The following is a 14,575-nucleotide window of genomic DNA, read 5'->3' on the forward strand; positions in this document are numbered from 1 at the left end:
GCACTGGCTTCATCGCCACCGTCGCCACCACCAGACGAACCACCGCCGGATGAACCGCCCCCATCTGACGAGCTGCTCGACGGTGGCGATGAAGCCAGTGCCGTGGCGCTGCTCAGGCCGGCAGCCAGGGCGGCACTCATGGCCAGTGGTGTGCTGAATGAGCTGCGGCTGTGGTACCAGTCCGGTTGATAGTCACGCTGCGCCGGGTCGATCAAGCCATTAACCAACGCCGTGCTGAAGCGCGCACTCCACTTGTCCTCCACACCCAGGGCCATGGCGTAAGGCAGGTGCTTTTCGTACAGCGCAATGCTCATCGCCGGGGCATTGCCGGCCTGGGCCAGTGCGTCGCTTTCCGCCAGTTGCAGGTAGTCGCGGTAGCCTTCCAGCTGATCGAGCAAACGCCGCCCTTCAACCGATGGCGCCGGCAGCAGGTAATAGAACAGCACCACCACCAGCACATACACGCAGAGCAGCAGCAAGGCCGGCAACGACGCCGCATCACTGAGCATCCACAAGCCAATCGGCACTGGCCAGACAAACATCAACCCCGCCAGACCCAAACCGATCTGCTTGCCCAAACTGGGCTGATTCCAGGCCATGTACAGCACAAACAGCGACGGCACGCCAAAGCCCAGGGTGAACACCACGCCGGCCAGGCCGACAGCCACATCGTCCTCATTACGCGCGCCAGTCAGCACCATTACTAGGCAGCCAACCAGCGCCCAGATCAGGCCCCAGGTCCAGATGCCACGGTTATTGCTGAACCAGGCCTTGCCCTGGGTTTGCAGCTGGGTTTTCAGCCCGGCCACGGCATCGGCCAGGCGCGGCTCGTAGTCGCTGCCAATCTCTAGGGCGATACCCTCCTTATTGGCGGGAAACAGGCGCTTGCGCAGGTCGCGATCACCCTCACTGAAGTCATCCCGCTCACCCGTGCCACGGGCCAGGGTAAAACCGCCGCCGCGCGGCTTGTCTTCAAGATGCAGGTGCTTGCGGATGGCCATATCGGTGAGCCACACACTGAACGCCCGCGCATCCTGATAAGCCCCTTTGAAACCGCGATGCCAGAGGTAGCCGGCCTGCACCGCGCTCATGCCTTCCGGTGCTTCGAAAAGTGGAATGATCAGACCTTTTTCGGGGTCACGGCCGACTCGATCCCAGGCGCGCAGATAAAAAATCACTAAGCCGACCAGCAGCAGCGCGCCCAGGCACAGGCCAAGGTTATCCAGCAGCACCGAGCCCAGGCGCTGCGTTAGACCCGGCCGCGCCACCAGGCCGGCTGGCCAATCCACGGCGACCGTCAGGCCGTGGTAGGCCGGCAAGGCTTGGGTGGTAGTCAAGCGCAGAGTGTCGTCCCGCTGTTCGAGCACCTCATAGGCCTTGCCCTGATCACCGCTGGCCCCGGTATAGGCGGCCACATCCCCCATCCGCGCACCCGGCGGCAGTTTGACCTCGACCGAGGCCTGGAGAATCGGAAAGACCCACTGATTACCGGTGACGTTCCAGTACAGCTCATCGGTATTGAGGTGGTGCAACAGCTGGCGCTCAACCCGGTAACGCAGTTCGTACTGATAGCGTCCCGGCTGCAGCAGCTGGTTGGCCGAGCCGAGGTAATAGCGCACCCAGGTGCCGTTCTGCTCGACCCGCGCCCGCTCCGCCTGACCATCGCGGCTCACCGCAAGCAAGGTGATCGGGCTGCTCTGTAACAGGCCGAAGGGCAAGCTGTAGCTGACCGGCAGATCGCGGTAGATGCCGCGCTTGATCTGCTCACCCTCGGCCTGCACGGTAATCCGCTCGGTCACCAGCAGGTTGCCGTCCGCCTGCACCTGCAGGGTCACGGCAAAGTCTTCAATCACCTCGGCCGCAGCAGTCCATAGCGGCAGCAGGCACAGGCTCAACAGGGCAAAACGCAGCACTCGCAGCATGTCAAAACTCCATTTTTGGCGACTGGGCGTCACGCGGGTCATCCAGGCTGAAGTACTCCGCCTGGGTAAAGGCAAAAGGCCGCGCCACTAGGTTGCTCGGTACCGATTCCACCAGCACATTCAACTCGCGCACCGCGCCGTTGTAATAACGCCGGGCCATCTGGATATGGTTCTCGACCTCGGTGATGGTGCGTTGCAGGTCGAGAAATTGACCATCCGCCTTGAGCGCCGGGTAATCCTCGACCAGGGCAAACAGCTGACGCAGCTGAGTACCCAGATGCGCCTCCACCGGCGCCCGCTCGCTCAGCGGCGAATCGGCCAGCTGCACCGCACGCATACGCTCCTGCACCAGCGCCTGCAGGGTGCCCTGCTCGTAGCTCATGTACTGGCGCACGCACTCGACCAGTGCCGGAATCAGGCTGGCGCGGCGCTTGAGTTGCACGTCGATACCACTCCACGCTTCAGCCACCCGCGCGCGGTTGAACACCAGGCGGTTGTAGTAATAAATCGCCAAGCCCGCGAGCGCCAACAGCAGCGCCAGCACCACCCAGAATCCTGCCCCGTGCATAACCACTCCTTGATAAAAGCCCGCTGAACGCCTGCGCTATCCGTTCGCCCCTCACACCCTAGCTGGCTTCGACTGCGCCTGCCGCCACACCCGGTAACGCCAGCAGGGCGGACAGCACCCAGCAATCGCCGTATCCTTGAGTGCCAGCCACTGCGAGGCACCCCATGCAGATCGAGTTACTGGAAATCCGCGATCACCTGCAGCGCTTCCCGCCCTTCGATGCGTTGCCCGATGACAGCCTCGACGCCATTGCCCGGCAGGTTGAGGTGGCCTACTTCAAGGCCGGCACAGACATCCTGCTGTATGGCGCTGCGATTCACGAGCTGCACTATGTACGCAGCGGCGCGGTGGAAATCTACCGGCGTAATGGCGCGCTGTACAACCGCCTGAGCGAGGGCGATATCTTCGGCCAAGCCGGCCTGCTGCGCAGCAACAAAGTGCGTTTTCCGGCGCGGGCGATTGAAGACAGCCTGATCTACTTCATCCCTGCCACCGTATTCGCCCAGCTGTGCGAAGAGCACGATGGCTTTGCCGAATTCGTCGAGGCCGAAGGCCAATCGCGGCTCAAGTCGGCGGTGGAAAGCCAGGGCCAGGCCAGCGAGCTGATCCAAATAAAAGTACGCAAGCTGATCTCGCGCCAACCTGTCACCGCCAGCCCGCACACCTCGGTGCAACAGGCCGCCCAGCTGATGACCGAGCAGAGCGTGTCCTCACTGGTGATCATCGACGACAGCGCGCCCGCTGCCGGCATGGTGGGCATCCTCACGGACCGCGACCTGCGCACCCGCGTGCTCGCCATGGGGTTGGACAGCATGACACCCGTCAGTGAGGTGATGTCGCCAAATCCCATCACGATTCAGGCCGATGACAGCGTGTTCGATGCCATGTTGTCCATGCTGCGCCACAACATCCACTACCTGCCGGTGGTGCAGCGACGCCGTCCCATCGGCATCATCAACCTCAGCGACATCATCCGCTACGAGTCGCAGAGCAGCCTGTACCTGGTCAACTCGATCTTCAACCAGCCCGATGTCACCGGACTGCAAAGCCTGCTGCCGGACCTGCGCGCTACCTTTATACGCATGGTCAACGACCACGCCACCGCGCACATGGTCGGCAGTGCCATGGCCGGCATCGGCCGCGCCTTTACCCAGCGCCTGCTGGAACTGGCCGAACAGACACTCGGCCCGCCGCCGGTGCCCTACTGCTTTATGGTCGCCGGCTCCATGGCTCGCGACGAACAGCTGCTGGTGACGGATCAGGACAACGCCCTGGTGCTCGATGACCGCTTTGACCCCGCGCTGCACGACGCCTACTTCGCCGCCCTTGCCCAGTTTGTCAGCGACGGCCTGGCCGCCTGCGGTTATAGCTACTGCAAGGGCGGCATCATGGCCAGCAACGCCCAGTGGCGGCAGCCGCTGAGTGTCTGGCGCGATTACTTCCAGCAATGGATCGACAATCCTAAGCCGCAAACCCTGCTGCACAGCTGCATCTTCTTCGACCTCGACGGCGTGTATGGCGAGGTCGAACTGGTGGAAAACCTCAAAGACCTGCTCGCACAGAAGGCCAGCAGCAATCCCGCCTTCCTCGCCGCCCTGGCGCGCAACGCCCTTAACCGCACGCCGCCGCTGGGCTTCTTCCGCACCTTTGTGATGGAAACCGACGGCCAGCAGAAACACATCATCAACCTCAAAGGCCGTGGCACCGCGCCGCTCACCGACCTGATCCGCGTGCACGCCCTGGCCTGCGGCAGCAAGGCGCAGAACTCCCTGGAACGCCTCGACGCCATCGGCAAAACCAAGCTGCTGCAGCCCGAAGCCCTCGGCCAATTGCGCTACGCCCTGGAATTTCTCAGCCTGGTGCGCGTGCGCCACCAGGCCATGGCGGCGGCCGAAGGCGCGCAGCCGAACAACTACATCGAGCCGGAAAAAGTCTCCGCCAGTGATCGCCATAACCTCAAGGAAGCCTTTCAGGTACTCAGCAATGCGCAGAAATTCCTGCGTTTCCGCTACCCCGCGCAACCGAGCAACAAGCGGTGACAGCGCCTGCCACAGCGCTGAACTGGGCCGCGCAGTTTGCCGAACTCGCCGCCAGCGCCCGCGACCCGCGCCTGCAAGCCTTCTATCAGGCCGGCTGCATAACCGCCGACACCCCACTGGAGCAGGTGCCGCTGCTGGCCCTGGACGTGGAAACCACCGGCCTAGACGCCAACCAGCACGCCATCGTCAGCCTCGGCCTGCTGCCCTTTACCCTGCAACGCATCCGCTGCGGCGCGGCGCGCTATTGGGTGGTCAAACCGGCCAGCGAGTTGAGCGGCGAATCGGTGACCTTTCACCACATCACCCACTCCGACATCCGCCACGCGCCGCGCCTGGAGCAGATTCTCGACGAGCTGCTGACCGCCATGGCCGGCAAAGTGATGGTGGTGCACTACCGCACTATCGAGCGCAGCTTTCTCGACCAGGCGCTGCGTCAGCAACTCGGTGAGGGTTTGCAGTTCCCGGTTATCGACACCATGCAGCTGGAGGCACGTCTTTATCCCAAACGCCAACCGGGCTGGCTGGGCCGCTTGTTGGGCCGGCAGCCGGTGTCGATTCGTTTGGCTGATAGCCGCCAGCGTTACAACCTGCCGATGTACCAGGCGCACCATGCGTTGACTGATGCGCTGGCGACGGCTGAGTTGCTGCAGGCGCAGGTGGCGACGCGCTATGCAGCGGACACGCCGGTGGGGGAATTGTGGAGTTGAGGCAGTGACACAGAAACGACTTGGGCGGCGCACACCACCACGATTGATTTATAAGCCGAACACACCCTGTAAATAAACGCGCTCGCATTGACTACTTCGAGAAACCGGGATGAATAGTTTCGACTGGCACAGCGACACGATAACGGCAGAAACACCGGTCACTACGACCTATCGCAATACGCAAAATGTTCGCCGATTTTTGACGCAAGCTTGCGGCCCTGGCTTTCAATTTAATCGCGCGTTTATGGCGTGGATAAAAGATGGGGTGCCCAAAACAATGGGCGACGTGGCGGCAGAATGGCTGCGGCGTCAGCAGCAGTAGCGTAGGGACAAGCAGCACAGGTGTCGGGCGCCACGCCCCCAAACCCCGGGCATAAAAAAGCGCGCCCGAAGGCGCGCTCATGTACGACTCAACAGCAAGGGTCAGCGCGGTTCGCTCATCAAACCTTTGACGATCGACACACAGCCCACCAACAGCACGATGGTAAACGGCAAACCCGTCGACACCGCCATGGCCTGCAGGGCCACCAGCCCGCCGCCGAGCAGCAGGGCGATGGCGATGACGCCCTCGATGCTGGCCCAGAAAATCCGCTGCGGGGTCGGTGCATTGACCTTGCCGCCGGCGGTGATGGTGTCGATCACCAGCGAGCCGGAGTCCGACGAGGTGATAAAGAACACCACCACCAGGACGATGCCGATCAGCGAGGTGATGCTGGTCAGCGGCATCTCACCGAGCATGCTGAACAGCTTCAGCTCCAGGCCGGCCTCCTGCGCGCCGGTAAAACCATCAACCAGCAACTGATTGATCGCGGTGCCGCCGAACGCGGTCATCCACAGCACCGAGACCAGGGACGGCACCAGCAAGACAGCAACCAGGAACTCGCGCACGGTACGGCCACGGCTGACGCGGGCGATAAACATGCCCACGAACGGCGACCAGCTGATCCACCACGCCCAGTAGAAGGCCGTCCAGCCCTGGCTGAAGTTGGCGTCTTCCCGGCCAATCGGGTTGGCCAGCGCGGGCAGGTATTGCAGGTAAGCCAGAAGGTTGTCGAAGAAGCCGGTGAGAATCGCCAGGGTCGGCCCGGCGATAATCACAAACAGCAGCAGGGCCATGGCCAGGCCCATGTTCAGCTCGGAGAGGCGCTTAACACCCTTGTCCAACCCCGCAACCACCGAAACCAGGGCGATGATGGTGACGACGATAATCAGCAGCACCTTGCTGGTGTCGGTGGCACTGATCCCGAACAGGTATTCGACGCCTGCTGCGGCCTGTTCCGCGCCCAAACCGAGGGAGGTGACCAGACCAAACAGGGTGGCGAACACCGCGAGGATATCGATCACATGGCCCGGCCAACCCCACACCCGCTCACCAAGAATCGGGTAGAAGATCGAGCGAATCGACAGCGGCAGGCCCTTGTTGAAGGAGAACAGCGCCAGCGACAGGGCGACAATGGCGTAGATCGCCCAAGGGTGCAGGCCCCAGTGGAAGATGGTTGCGGCCATGCCCAGGCGCACGGCCTCTTCGGCATTACCGGCCGCGCCGCCCAACGGCGCCCAGTCGGTGCGCACACCATCTGCGCCAACGCTGATACCGCCCATGGCCGCACTGAAGTGCGACATCGGCTCAGAGACGCCATAGAACATCAGGCCAATGCCCATCCCGGCGGCAAACAGCATGGAGAACCAGCCGAGGTAGGTGTAATCCGGCTTTGCGTCCATGCCGCCGAGGCGCACTTTGCCCAGAGGGGAAACGATCAGGCCGAGGCAGAGCAGCACAAAGATGTTCGCGGAGCCGATAAAGAACCAGGCCATGTGGTGGGTGAGCCAGTCGCGCAAGGCGCTGAACAGCGGCTCGACCTGGGTTTGCAGGGCCAGGGTCAGCACCACGAACAGCACGGCGACGACTGCCGAGATGGTGAAGACCTTGCCGTGGATGTCCAGGTTGAACAGGAACTTGCCTTTGATGTTGTCCTGACCGATCACGTAATCAGTGTCGATCAGATTGGCGTCGCCGGTGGGTGCCGGGATGCCGTCCAGAGTTGCCGCTTCTGGTTGCGGGGTCGTGTCAGACGAAGGGTTTTGACCCATGGGGGACTCCTTTGACGTGTGGCACGCTTTACGCGCACGAGGACGGGATTGCCCTACTCGTACAGCCACCAAGCCGGCGGCTGCGGGGTACAGGGTAACAGCCATGGCACATTCGTGCAGGCGCAAGGCCAGTATTGGCGGCCATTACGGCCCGTTATGCGGCGGTTATTTGGTCTTTTGAGTCAGATTTTCTGCGTACATTGCCTCCCGCTGGGCGAGGCAATTAGCTATGGTTGGCCTATGGCCTGCTCGGGGTCGTTGTTTGAGATGTCGCTGATGAGAGCATTGCTGACGCTGCTGGCTTGCCTGCCCTTTACCCTGGCTGCGCTGACGCACGCCGAGACCTTCAAGGTCGGGGTCGAGCTGCAGCCCTACCTGCCGTATTCCAACGTGCAGGACGGCCAATACCTGGGCTATGGCCGCGACTTGCTCGACGCCTTTGCGGCGCACCAGGGCCATGAATTTATCTACCAACCGCTGCCGGTACGGCGCCTGCTCAGTGACTTTCTCAACGACCGGGTAGATTTCAAATACCCGGATAACCCGCGCTGGAACGCTGATCAGAAAAAAGGCTATGCGCTGCACTACAGCCAAGCCGCTGCACCGGCCATCGACGGCGTACTGGTCAAGCCCGAGTTTCTCGGCCAGGGCTCTGCACGCTTACACCGTCTCGGCACCCAGCGCGGCTTTACCCCTTGGCCCTATCTGGATGAAATCAAGGCCGGCAAGATTCTGCTGATCCAGGCCAACCAGATCGATTCACTACTGGCCATGGCCATGAACGACCGGATCGACGGCGTTTACCTCAACCCACAAGTGATCCAGCACCAGTTCTACAACAGCGCGGAAAAAAGCCTGGTGTTCGACCCCAAACTGCCCTACCAGGATGACCACTACTTCCTGTCGAGCATCCGCCACCCCGAGGTGGTCAAGCAGTTCGACGCCTTCCTCAGCAGTCAGGCCGAACTGGTGCAAATGCTCAAAGACCGCCATGGCATTAGCGACCCGCTTAGCGGCCAATAACTCACCTCGACTGCTTATTGCGGCTGCAAGGTTCCGCAATCCACCGTCACCCAGCGCGCTTGGCTTTGCATGCTGCTGCTCTGGCCGTCGAAGGTGCCGTTGACCGTTGAGGTGAACTCCTTGTCGCTGACAAAGCGCGTCTCGCCTTCGCCCTGGCCATTGGGGCAGCAGGCAAAGGCTAAGAAACAGAGGCTTGCTAACACCGCGGTGCATGATCGACTCCTGAGGTGAGTGGGCGACCCTGCAAGCGTAGACCTTCTTAGGAAGCGTCCACCTCGACCTCTTCCCGATAGATACGCAAGCCGCGCGCCTGGTAGTTGGCCAGCGCGCTGGGGTGATCGAGGCTGCAGGTATGCACCCAAACCTTGGTGGTGCCCGGCCAGGCCCAGGCGGACTGCAGCGCGTGAGTCAGAAACGGGCCGCCAAAGCCCTGACCGAAGAAGGCCTCAGCCAGGCCGAAATAGAGAATCTCCACCGCGCCGTCGGCATCGCGCAGCAGCTCGTAGTAACCGGCGATGGCGCCCTGGTGATAGGCCACCCAGGTGCGGTGATGGGGCTGCTCGATCAGCTCGCGCCACTGCGCGTCCGTCCAGCTGAGTTTGTCGGTCCACTGCCAGGGCTCGCCGACCAACTGGTAGAGAAAGCGGTTGAGCTGAAACTGTTTGAGCTGGCATTCCACCACGCTCAGGTCGGCCGGCAGCGGCTTGGCGCGGATCTGCTCGGGGTGCTGCATGGCCAGGTAATAGGTGATGGTGCTCATAACATCCTGCTTGTCAGTCAATCGGCTGAAGCTAACCCGTACTGCAAACGAACAAAACCCCCACCGGCTGGGCCAAATGGGGGTTCTCCTCTACAACAACCAGGGCTTGTGGCCCGGGAGCAGACGCCGCCTTAGCTGTCGTCCTGGCCTGCCGCCGAGGCGGCCGGGGAGCTTTGCTCACAGCTCCAGAGTTCCAACGCCGGCTGGGTCGCTTGTGGCGGGCCGAGCCATTCACTCATCGAGTGGCAACGCTGGTTGAAACACAGTTGATAATCCCCTGCCTCGGGGGTTCGCCCCAAACGCAGTGGTTGCAAGGGGGGTAGCTGACGCTGGTAATGCCAGCTGCCCTCGCGCAGTTCGGCGCCGTCTGGAATCTCCATACCGGCCCCGGAACCCTTGACCCGCGCTTCGCCGAGGAGCAACCCCTCAGGCGTCACGCGGTAATCCTCTTCCCAACGAATTTTCTCGATGGTGTGTGTCCAGGCCAGGGTAAAGCTGGGCGTGGGCACTTCTGCCCATACCGCGCCCGCCAAACCCAGGCACAGGCCGATCATGCAGTGGCCAGCTGAGCGCGACGAGCACGCCAGACATGCTGGACGATAAACAGCGCCGCCAGGGCGAAGCCGATCTCGTCACTCATCGGTGTGGCCAGAATCAGGCTGGCGCCAGCGGCAAAGCCCAGCGCGCGCTCCCACCAGCTCAGTTTGGCCTGCAGGTAACCGGTAAACACCACGCCCCAGATGCCGATGGCCAGCAGTGCCTTGAGCACCACATAGAGGGTAGCCAACAGGCTGTCGCCCTGCAGCATCAGCGCCGGCTCATAGACCGCCATAAACGGCACCACAAACCCGGCCACGGCGATACGAATCGCCCACAGGCTGATCTTCAGGCCGCTTTCCTTGGCAATCGGTGCGGCTGCGAAACAAGCCAGCGCCACCGGCGGTGTAAGGTCGGCCATGATGCCGAAATAGAACACGAACATGTGTGACACGATCAGCGGCACACCCAGCTCCAGCAACGCCGGCGCGGCAATCGAGCTGGTGATGATGTAGTTGGGAATGGTCGGGATGCCCATGCCCAGCACCAGGCAGGTGAGCATGGTCAACACCAGTGAAAGGAACAGGTTGTCCTGACCGATGGCGAGGATATAGCCGGCGAAGGTCGAGGCCACCCCGGTCAGCGAGACCACACCGATAATCACCCCCACCAGGGCGCAGGCAATGCCCACCGGCACGGCATGGCGTGCACCTTCCACCAGGGCGTGCAGGCAGATCACCAGGGTGTCGCGGCCGCCTTTGATAAACCAACACACCGCCACCAATAGCGCGACGACGCCAAACACCACGCCGATACCGAGCTGAAAGAAGCCGGCGCAGAGCACGCCCAGGGCAATCCAGAAGGCGAAGCGCATGACCTTGGACGACACCCGCAGGATGATCGCAGAACCGAGGATCACGATGGCCGTCAGGGCCAGACCGACCATGCCGGAGAACAGCGGCGTGCGCCCGGAGAACAGTAGGTAGATCAGGATGAACAGCGGAATCAGCAGGTACCAGCGCTGTTTCACCGCCGCCCAGGGGTTCGGGCATTCCTCTTTAGGCAGGCCGCGCAGGTTGGCGCGCTTGGCTTCCAGGTGAACCATCCAGAACACCGAACCGAAATACAGCAGCGCCGGAATCAGCGCGGCCTTGGCCACCTCGAAGAACGGCACGTTAATCGTCTCGGCCATGATAAAGGCCACCGCACCCATGATCGGCGGCATGATCTGGCTGCCCATCGACGAGGTTGCTTCCACGCCGCCGGCAAACGCCGGCTTGTAGCCGAAGCGTTTCATCAGCGGGATGGTGAACTGGCCGGTAGTCACCACGTTGGCCACACCCGAACCGGTGATGGTGCCCATCAGCGCCGACGACACCACCGACACCTTGGCCGGGCCGCCGAGTTTGTGGCCGAACAGGCCCATGGCGAAATCGGTAAACAGCTTGATCATCCCGGCCTGTTCGAGGAACGCGCCGAACAGGATAAACAGGAAGATATAGGTGGCCGATACATAGGTCGGCGTGCCGTACAGCCCCTCGGTGCCGAAGGCCAGCTGGTTGACGATCTGGTCGATGGCGTAGCCACGGTGCATCAGATCGCCCGGCAGGTACTGACCGAACAGGCCGTAGGCGAGAAACAGCGCGCAGATCAGCGGCAAGGCAATACCCATCACCCGCCGCGCGGCTTCGAACACCAGCACGATCAGCACCAGGCCGACGACCATGTCGCTCTGGGTCAGATCACCGGAACGCTGAATCAGATCGGCTTCGAAATACCACTGATAAAACGCCGTGGCCATGCCGGCCAGGCCCAGTAGCCAGGCCAGCGGCTGCCAGGGCTGCTCCTTGCCACGGGCGGGAAAACAGAGAAACACCACCAACAGCAGAAAGCCCACATGCACGGCACGCAGAATCTGGCTGGATACCGGGTGGAAGGCCGCGGTGATGATCTGGAAGATGGAGAACAGCAGCGCGACATAAAACAGCGCTTTCGGCCAATCGCTGGGGTTAGCGGCGAGGCCTTGGTTTTGCTCACTCATGAAGGTCACACCCTCGTTACAACGTCGATAGCGCAAGAGTCGCCAACAAAACCTGCCGTGGCCTGCACGCCGGTTTTATTCGCAGCTCTAGCTCGTGTCCGGAGAGGTTGACGCTGCGCACAGCGCCAACCTACACCCTCAACCCTTCAGTAGCCTTACAGTGCGCCGGCTTCCTTGTAGAAGCGCTCGGCACCCGGATGCAGCGGGATCGGCAGATCCTTGGCCGCGCCTTCCAGTTTGATGTCCTTGGCCGCCGAGTGGGCGTTACCCAGGCGCTCGAGGTTGTCGAACATCAGTTTGGTCATCTGATAGGCCACTTCATCGGACACGCCGTCATGGCTAACCAGGATGTTGGTGATGGCTACGGTTGGCACGTCGCTGTCCTGACCGTCGTAGGTGCCGGCTGGAATCGAGGCAGCCTGGTAGGCGGCGTTGTCGATCTTCGCAGTGATCTCGGCCGGGATGGCGACAAAGGTGATCGGCAGGGTCGCGGCCAGGTCGCGAATCGCGGCCATGCCCAGGCCCGAGGACTGCAGGGTGGCATCCAGCTGACGGTTCTTGATCAGCTCGACCGACTCGGCGTAGGGCAGAAACTCAACCTTGCCCATATCTTCATAGCTCAGGCCGGCGGCCTTGAAGATGGCGCGGGCGTTCAGCTCGGTGCCGGATTTCGGCGCGCCGACGGAGATGCGCTTGCCCTTCAGGTCAGCCAGGGTGGTGATGCCGGATTCCTTGCTGGCAACGATCTGGATGTAGTTCGGATAAGTACCGGCAATCGCCCGCAGCTTTTTCAGCGGCGCCTTGAAGCCGGCGTCTTCCACGCCATTCCAGGCATCGGCAACCGAGTCACCAAGGGCGAAAGCCAGTTCGCCGCGACCGGCTTGCAGCAGGTTGAGGTTCTCCACCGAGGCCTTGGTGGCCTGCACCGAGGTCTTCGAACCTTCGATGCCGTTGCTGTACAGCTGCGACAGGCCTACGCCAATCGGGTAGTACACACCGCTGGTGCCACCGGTCAGCACGTTGATAAAGGTTGGAGCGGCGAGTACCGCGGTGCTCGCGGTAAAGGCTGCGGCAGCAGCAAACAGGCTGAATCGTTTGGTCATTCGCATGGAAGAATCTCCGTCGTTGTTATGGCTTTATGCAGAGGTTTTCACTGTAGACACTGCGCGCCACCCAGGCAGCGATGCAGCGCCGGGACTAACGCAATAGAGAAAAGGAGCAGAGGCTCACGCGCGGCCTTAGCCGAGCGCACAAGAGGTGGGCAGTGGATGCCGAGCGCGACAGGCGCGCAGACGATGCGGGGCAGTACATGGGATTCACCTCTTGTCTTTCTTATAGAGGCCGAGGCAATCGAGTGCCCGGCTGACAAGAGCTATAGCAGATGCCGTGCCAGTGAGAGAAAAGCCCGTGCTAGAGCCTTCAGCCTGCCAAACATGGCCCGCCTGACGGCTATGGTGAGCGGAAATCCGCCAGTGCAAAAATCTAGATAAGCGAAATTCCGCCGACTAGTTCTCACTCGTCATCAGCACTGCCGGCCGGCCGATAGCTGCTGCGCAGCAGGCCATGACGCTGCATCTTCTCGTTGAGGGTGCGGCGCGGCAGCTGCAGCAGTGTCATGACTTCGGCGATATTGCCCTGGCAATGCTGCAGGGCGCGGTGCAGGCATTGTGCTTCGAAGGCTTCCATCTGCTCGGCCAGCGACTGTTGCGGCAGGCCATCGTCGCCCTCCACACCGCCACTCAAGCCCAGGGCATGGCGTTCGGCGGCGTTGATCAGCTCGCGCACGTTGCCCGGCCAGTCATGCCCTAGCAGCCGAGTCAGCTCGCTCGGTGGCAGGCTCGGTGTTTCACGGCCATGGCGTTGCGCGGCCTGGTTGGCGAAGTGTTCGAACAGCAGCGGAATGTCTTCACGGCGCTCGCGCAGCGGCGGAATGCGCAGGGTGGCGACATTCAGCCGGTAGTAGAGGTCTTCACGGAAACGCCCAGCCTTGACCTCATCGAGCAGGTCCGGCTTGACCGCGCTGATCACCCGCAGATCGACCTGGATGCTGCGGTTGGAACCCAGGCGTTCGAGGGTTTTCTCCTGCAGCACGCGCAGCAGTTTGACCTGCTGGGCCAACGGCAGGCTTTCCACCTCGTCGAGAAACAGCGTGCCGCCGTCGGCATGTTCGATGCGGCCGATGCGCTTGCCCTGGGCGCCGGTAAAGGCGCCGCTTTCATGGCCGAACAGCTCGCTCTCGAACAGGTGCTCGGGAATCGCCGCGCAGTTCAGCGCGACAAACGGCTTGCCGGCGCGGTTGCTGAAATCATGCAGACAACGGGCAACCCGCTCCTTGCCGCTGCCGGTGTCACCGCGCAGAAGGATATTTACCGAGGTGCCGGCCAGCTCAAGGATCTGCCGGCGCAGGGTTTCCATCGGCCGCGAGACGCCGAGCAGCTGCGCCTCGATATGGTCCTTGAGGGCGAACTGCTGACGCAGCTGGCGGTTCTCACAAACTAGGCGGCGCTTGTCCAACGCGCGGCGTACGCTGTCGAGCAGGCGTTCGGGGGTGAAGGGCTTTTCGATAAAGTCATACGCGCCTTGGCGCAGCGCCTGCACCGCCATCGGCACATCGCCATGCCCGGTGATCAGAATCACCGGCAGGTCACGGTCGCGCTCCAGCACGCTGTCGAGCAGCTGCAAGCCATCGGTGCCGGGCATGCGCACATCGCTGATGATGATGCCGGGGTAGTCACGGTCGACCAGCGCCAGCGCGGCCTGCGCCGTGGCGCAGCTGTGCACGCGAAAGCCGGACAGCTCCAGCCACTGCTGCACCGCCTCGCGAATGGCTGCTTCATCGTCGACGACTATTACGTGCCCAGTCATATCACCTCCTGATCAATCGGCG

General features: G+C 62.3%; 13 protein-coding genes. 4 read left to right on the forward strand and 9 right to left on the reverse strand.

From position 1 onward, the window contains the following. Both HCI85_RS15510 and HCI85_RS15515 read right to left on the reverse strand, forming a co-directional pair. Nucleotides 1-1,922: DUF2207 domain-containing protein (locus HCI85_RS15510; protein WP_167145809.1), on the reverse strand; the 1,922-nt coding region annotated here is incomplete at its 3' end. A 1-nt stretch (nucleotide 1,923) separates the two neighbouring features. Further along, nucleotides 1,924-2,490, reverse strand: a complete 567-nt coding sequence (locus HCI85_RS15515) for a LemA family protein (protein WP_167145811.1) — start codon at nucleotides 2,488-2,490, stop codon at nucleotides 1,924-1,926. A gap of 164 nt (nucleotides 2,491-2,654) precedes the next feature. On the opposite strand from HCI85_RS15515, the gene HCI85_RS15520 reads away from it, so the two are divergent. From HCI85_RS15520 to HCI85_RS15530, 3 genes are all read left to right on the forward strand, one after another. After that, on the forward strand, nucleotides 2,655-4,529 hold the full coding sequence (locus tag HCI85_RS15520) for a DUF294 nucleotidyltransferase-like domain-containing protein (protein WP_167145813.1): 1,875 nt from the start codon (nucleotides 2,655-2,657) through the stop codon (nucleotides 4,527-4,529). Beyond that, complete coding sequence (locus tag HCI85_RS15525; RefSeq protein ID WP_167145815.1) at nucleotides 4,526-5,236, forward strand: 3'-5' exonuclease; 711 nt, start codon at nucleotides 4,526-4,528, stop codon at nucleotides 5,234-5,236. Before HCI85_RS15520 ends, HCI85_RS15525 begins: the two co-directional genes overlap by 4 nt. 109 nt (nucleotides 5,237-5,345) lie before the next feature. Beyond that, the gene (locus HCI85_RS15530; protein ID WP_167145818.1) at nucleotides 5,346-5,558 is read left to right on the forward strand and encodes a DUF6434 domain-containing protein; all 213 of its coding nucleotides are present in this window, start codon (nucleotides 5,346-5,348) and stop codon (nucleotides 5,556-5,558) included. Between the two features lie 101 nt (nucleotides 5,559-5,659). Here the strand turns inward: HCI85_RS15530 and HCI85_RS15535 are convergent, their stop codons facing one another. Beyond that, nucleotides 5,660-7,327, reverse strand: coding sequence for a BCCT family transporter (locus HCI85_RS15535; RefSeq protein ID WP_167145820.1), 1,668 nt, complete (start codon nucleotides 7,325-7,327; stop codon nucleotides 5,660-5,662). Between the two features lie 276 nt (nucleotides 7,328-7,603). Here HCI85_RS15535 and HCI85_RS15540 point away from each other — a divergent pair, with 276 nt between their 5' ends. Beyond that, a complete protein-coding gene (locus tag HCI85_RS15540) occupies nucleotides 7,604-8,350 on the forward strand; it encodes a substrate-binding periplasmic protein (protein ID WP_167145822.1) in 747 nt (248 codons plus the stop codon). 14 nt (nucleotides 8,351-8,364) lie between these two features. Here HCI85_RS15540 and HCI85_RS15545 read toward each other — a convergent pair whose 3' ends face one another. The 6 genes from HCI85_RS15545 to HCI85_RS15570 all read right to left on the reverse strand — a co-directional run bounded on the left by HCI85_RS15545 (nucleotide 8,365) and on the right by HCI85_RS15570 (nucleotide 14,553). Further along, nucleotides 8,365-8,553: a DUF3617 family protein gene (locus HCI85_RS15545; protein ID WP_167145824.1), complete on the reverse strand. Its 189-nt coding sequence runs from the start codon at nucleotides 8,551-8,553 to the stop codon at nucleotides 8,365-8,367. 56 nt (nucleotides 8,554-8,609) lie between these two features. Beyond that, on the reverse strand, nucleotides 8,610-9,110 hold the full coding sequence (locus tag HCI85_RS15550; RefSeq protein WP_167145826.1) for a GNAT family N-acetyltransferase: 501 nt from the start codon (nucleotides 9,108-9,110) through the stop codon (nucleotides 8,610-8,612). Nucleotides 9,111-9,241: 131 nt separating this feature from the next. Continuing rightward, nucleotides 9,242-9,664 (reverse strand): DUF1850 domain-containing protein, encoded by a 423-nt coding sequence (locus HCI85_RS15555; RefSeq protein ID WP_160086264.1) that lies wholly within the window; start codon nucleotides 9,662-9,664, stop codon nucleotides 9,242-9,244. Beyond that, nucleotides 9,661-11,688 (reverse strand): TRAP transporter permease, encoded by a 2,028-nt coding sequence (locus HCI85_RS15560; protein WP_167145828.1) that lies wholly within the window; start codon nucleotides 11,686-11,688, stop codon nucleotides 9,661-9,663. Before HCI85_RS15560 ends, HCI85_RS15555 begins: the two co-directional genes overlap by 4 nt. A gap of 155 nt (nucleotides 11,689-11,843) precedes the next feature. Further along, entirely contained in the window at nucleotides 11,844-12,797 is a 954-nt protein-coding gene (locus HCI85_RS15565) for a TAXI family TRAP transporter solute-binding subunit (protein ID WP_167145830.1), read from the reverse strand. 403 nt (nucleotides 12,798-13,200) lie between these two features. Further along, complete coding sequence (locus tag HCI85_RS15570; protein WP_167145832.1) at nucleotides 13,201-14,553, reverse strand: sigma-54-dependent transcriptional regulator; 1,353 nt, start codon at nucleotides 14,551-14,553, stop codon at nucleotides 13,201-13,203. Nucleotides 14,554-14,575 lie beyond the last annotated feature (22 nt).

This window comes from Pseudomonas sp. OTU750018 (assembly GCF_011636575.1).
Classification (GTDB): Bacteria; Pseudomonadota; Gammaproteobacteria; order Pseudomonadales; family Pseudomonadaceae; genus Aquipseudomonas; species Aquipseudomonas peli.

Bases quoted from the DNA above. Each gene is read 5' to 3' on its own strand.
- HCI85_RS15555 (WP_160086264.1), bottom strand. From the start codon at position 9,664: ATGATCGGCCTGTGCCTGGGTTTGGCGGGCGCGGTATGGGCAGAAGTG.
- HCI85_RS15565 (WP_167145830.1), bottom strand. From the start codon at position 12,797: ATGCGAATGACCAAACGATTCAGCCTGTTTGCTGCTGCCGCAGCCTTT.
- HCI85_RS15535 (WP_167145820.1), bottom strand. From the start codon at position 7,327: ATGGGTCAAAACCCTTCGTCTGACACGACCCCGCAACCAGAAGCGGCA.
- HCI85_RS15515 (WP_167145811.1), bottom strand. From the start codon at position 2,490: ATGCACGGGGCAGGATTCTGGGTGGTGCTGGCGCTGCTGTTGGCGCTC.
- HCI85_RS15520 (WP_167145813.1), top strand. From the start codon at position 2,655: ATGCAGATCGAGTTACTGGAAATCCGCGATCACCTGCAGCGCTTCCCG.
- HCI85_RS15560 (WP_167145828.1), bottom strand. From the start codon at position 11,688: ATGAGTGAGCAAAACCAAGGCCTCGCCGCTAACCCCAGCGATTGGCCG.
- HCI85_RS15530 (WP_167145818.1), top strand. From the start codon at position 5,346: ATGAATAGTTTCGACTGGCACAGCGACACGATAACGGCAGAAACACCG.
- HCI85_RS15570 (WP_167145832.1), bottom strand. From the start codon at position 14,553: ATGACTGGGCACGTAATAGTCGTCGACGATGAAGCAGCCATTCGCGAG.
- HCI85_RS15550 (WP_167145826.1), bottom strand. From the start codon at position 9,110: ATGAGCACCATCACCTATTACCTGGCCATGCAGCACCCCGAGCAGATC.
- HCI85_RS15540 (WP_167145822.1), top strand. From the start codon at position 7,604: ATGAGAGCATTGCTGACGCTGCTGGCTTGCCTGCCCTTTACCCTGGCT.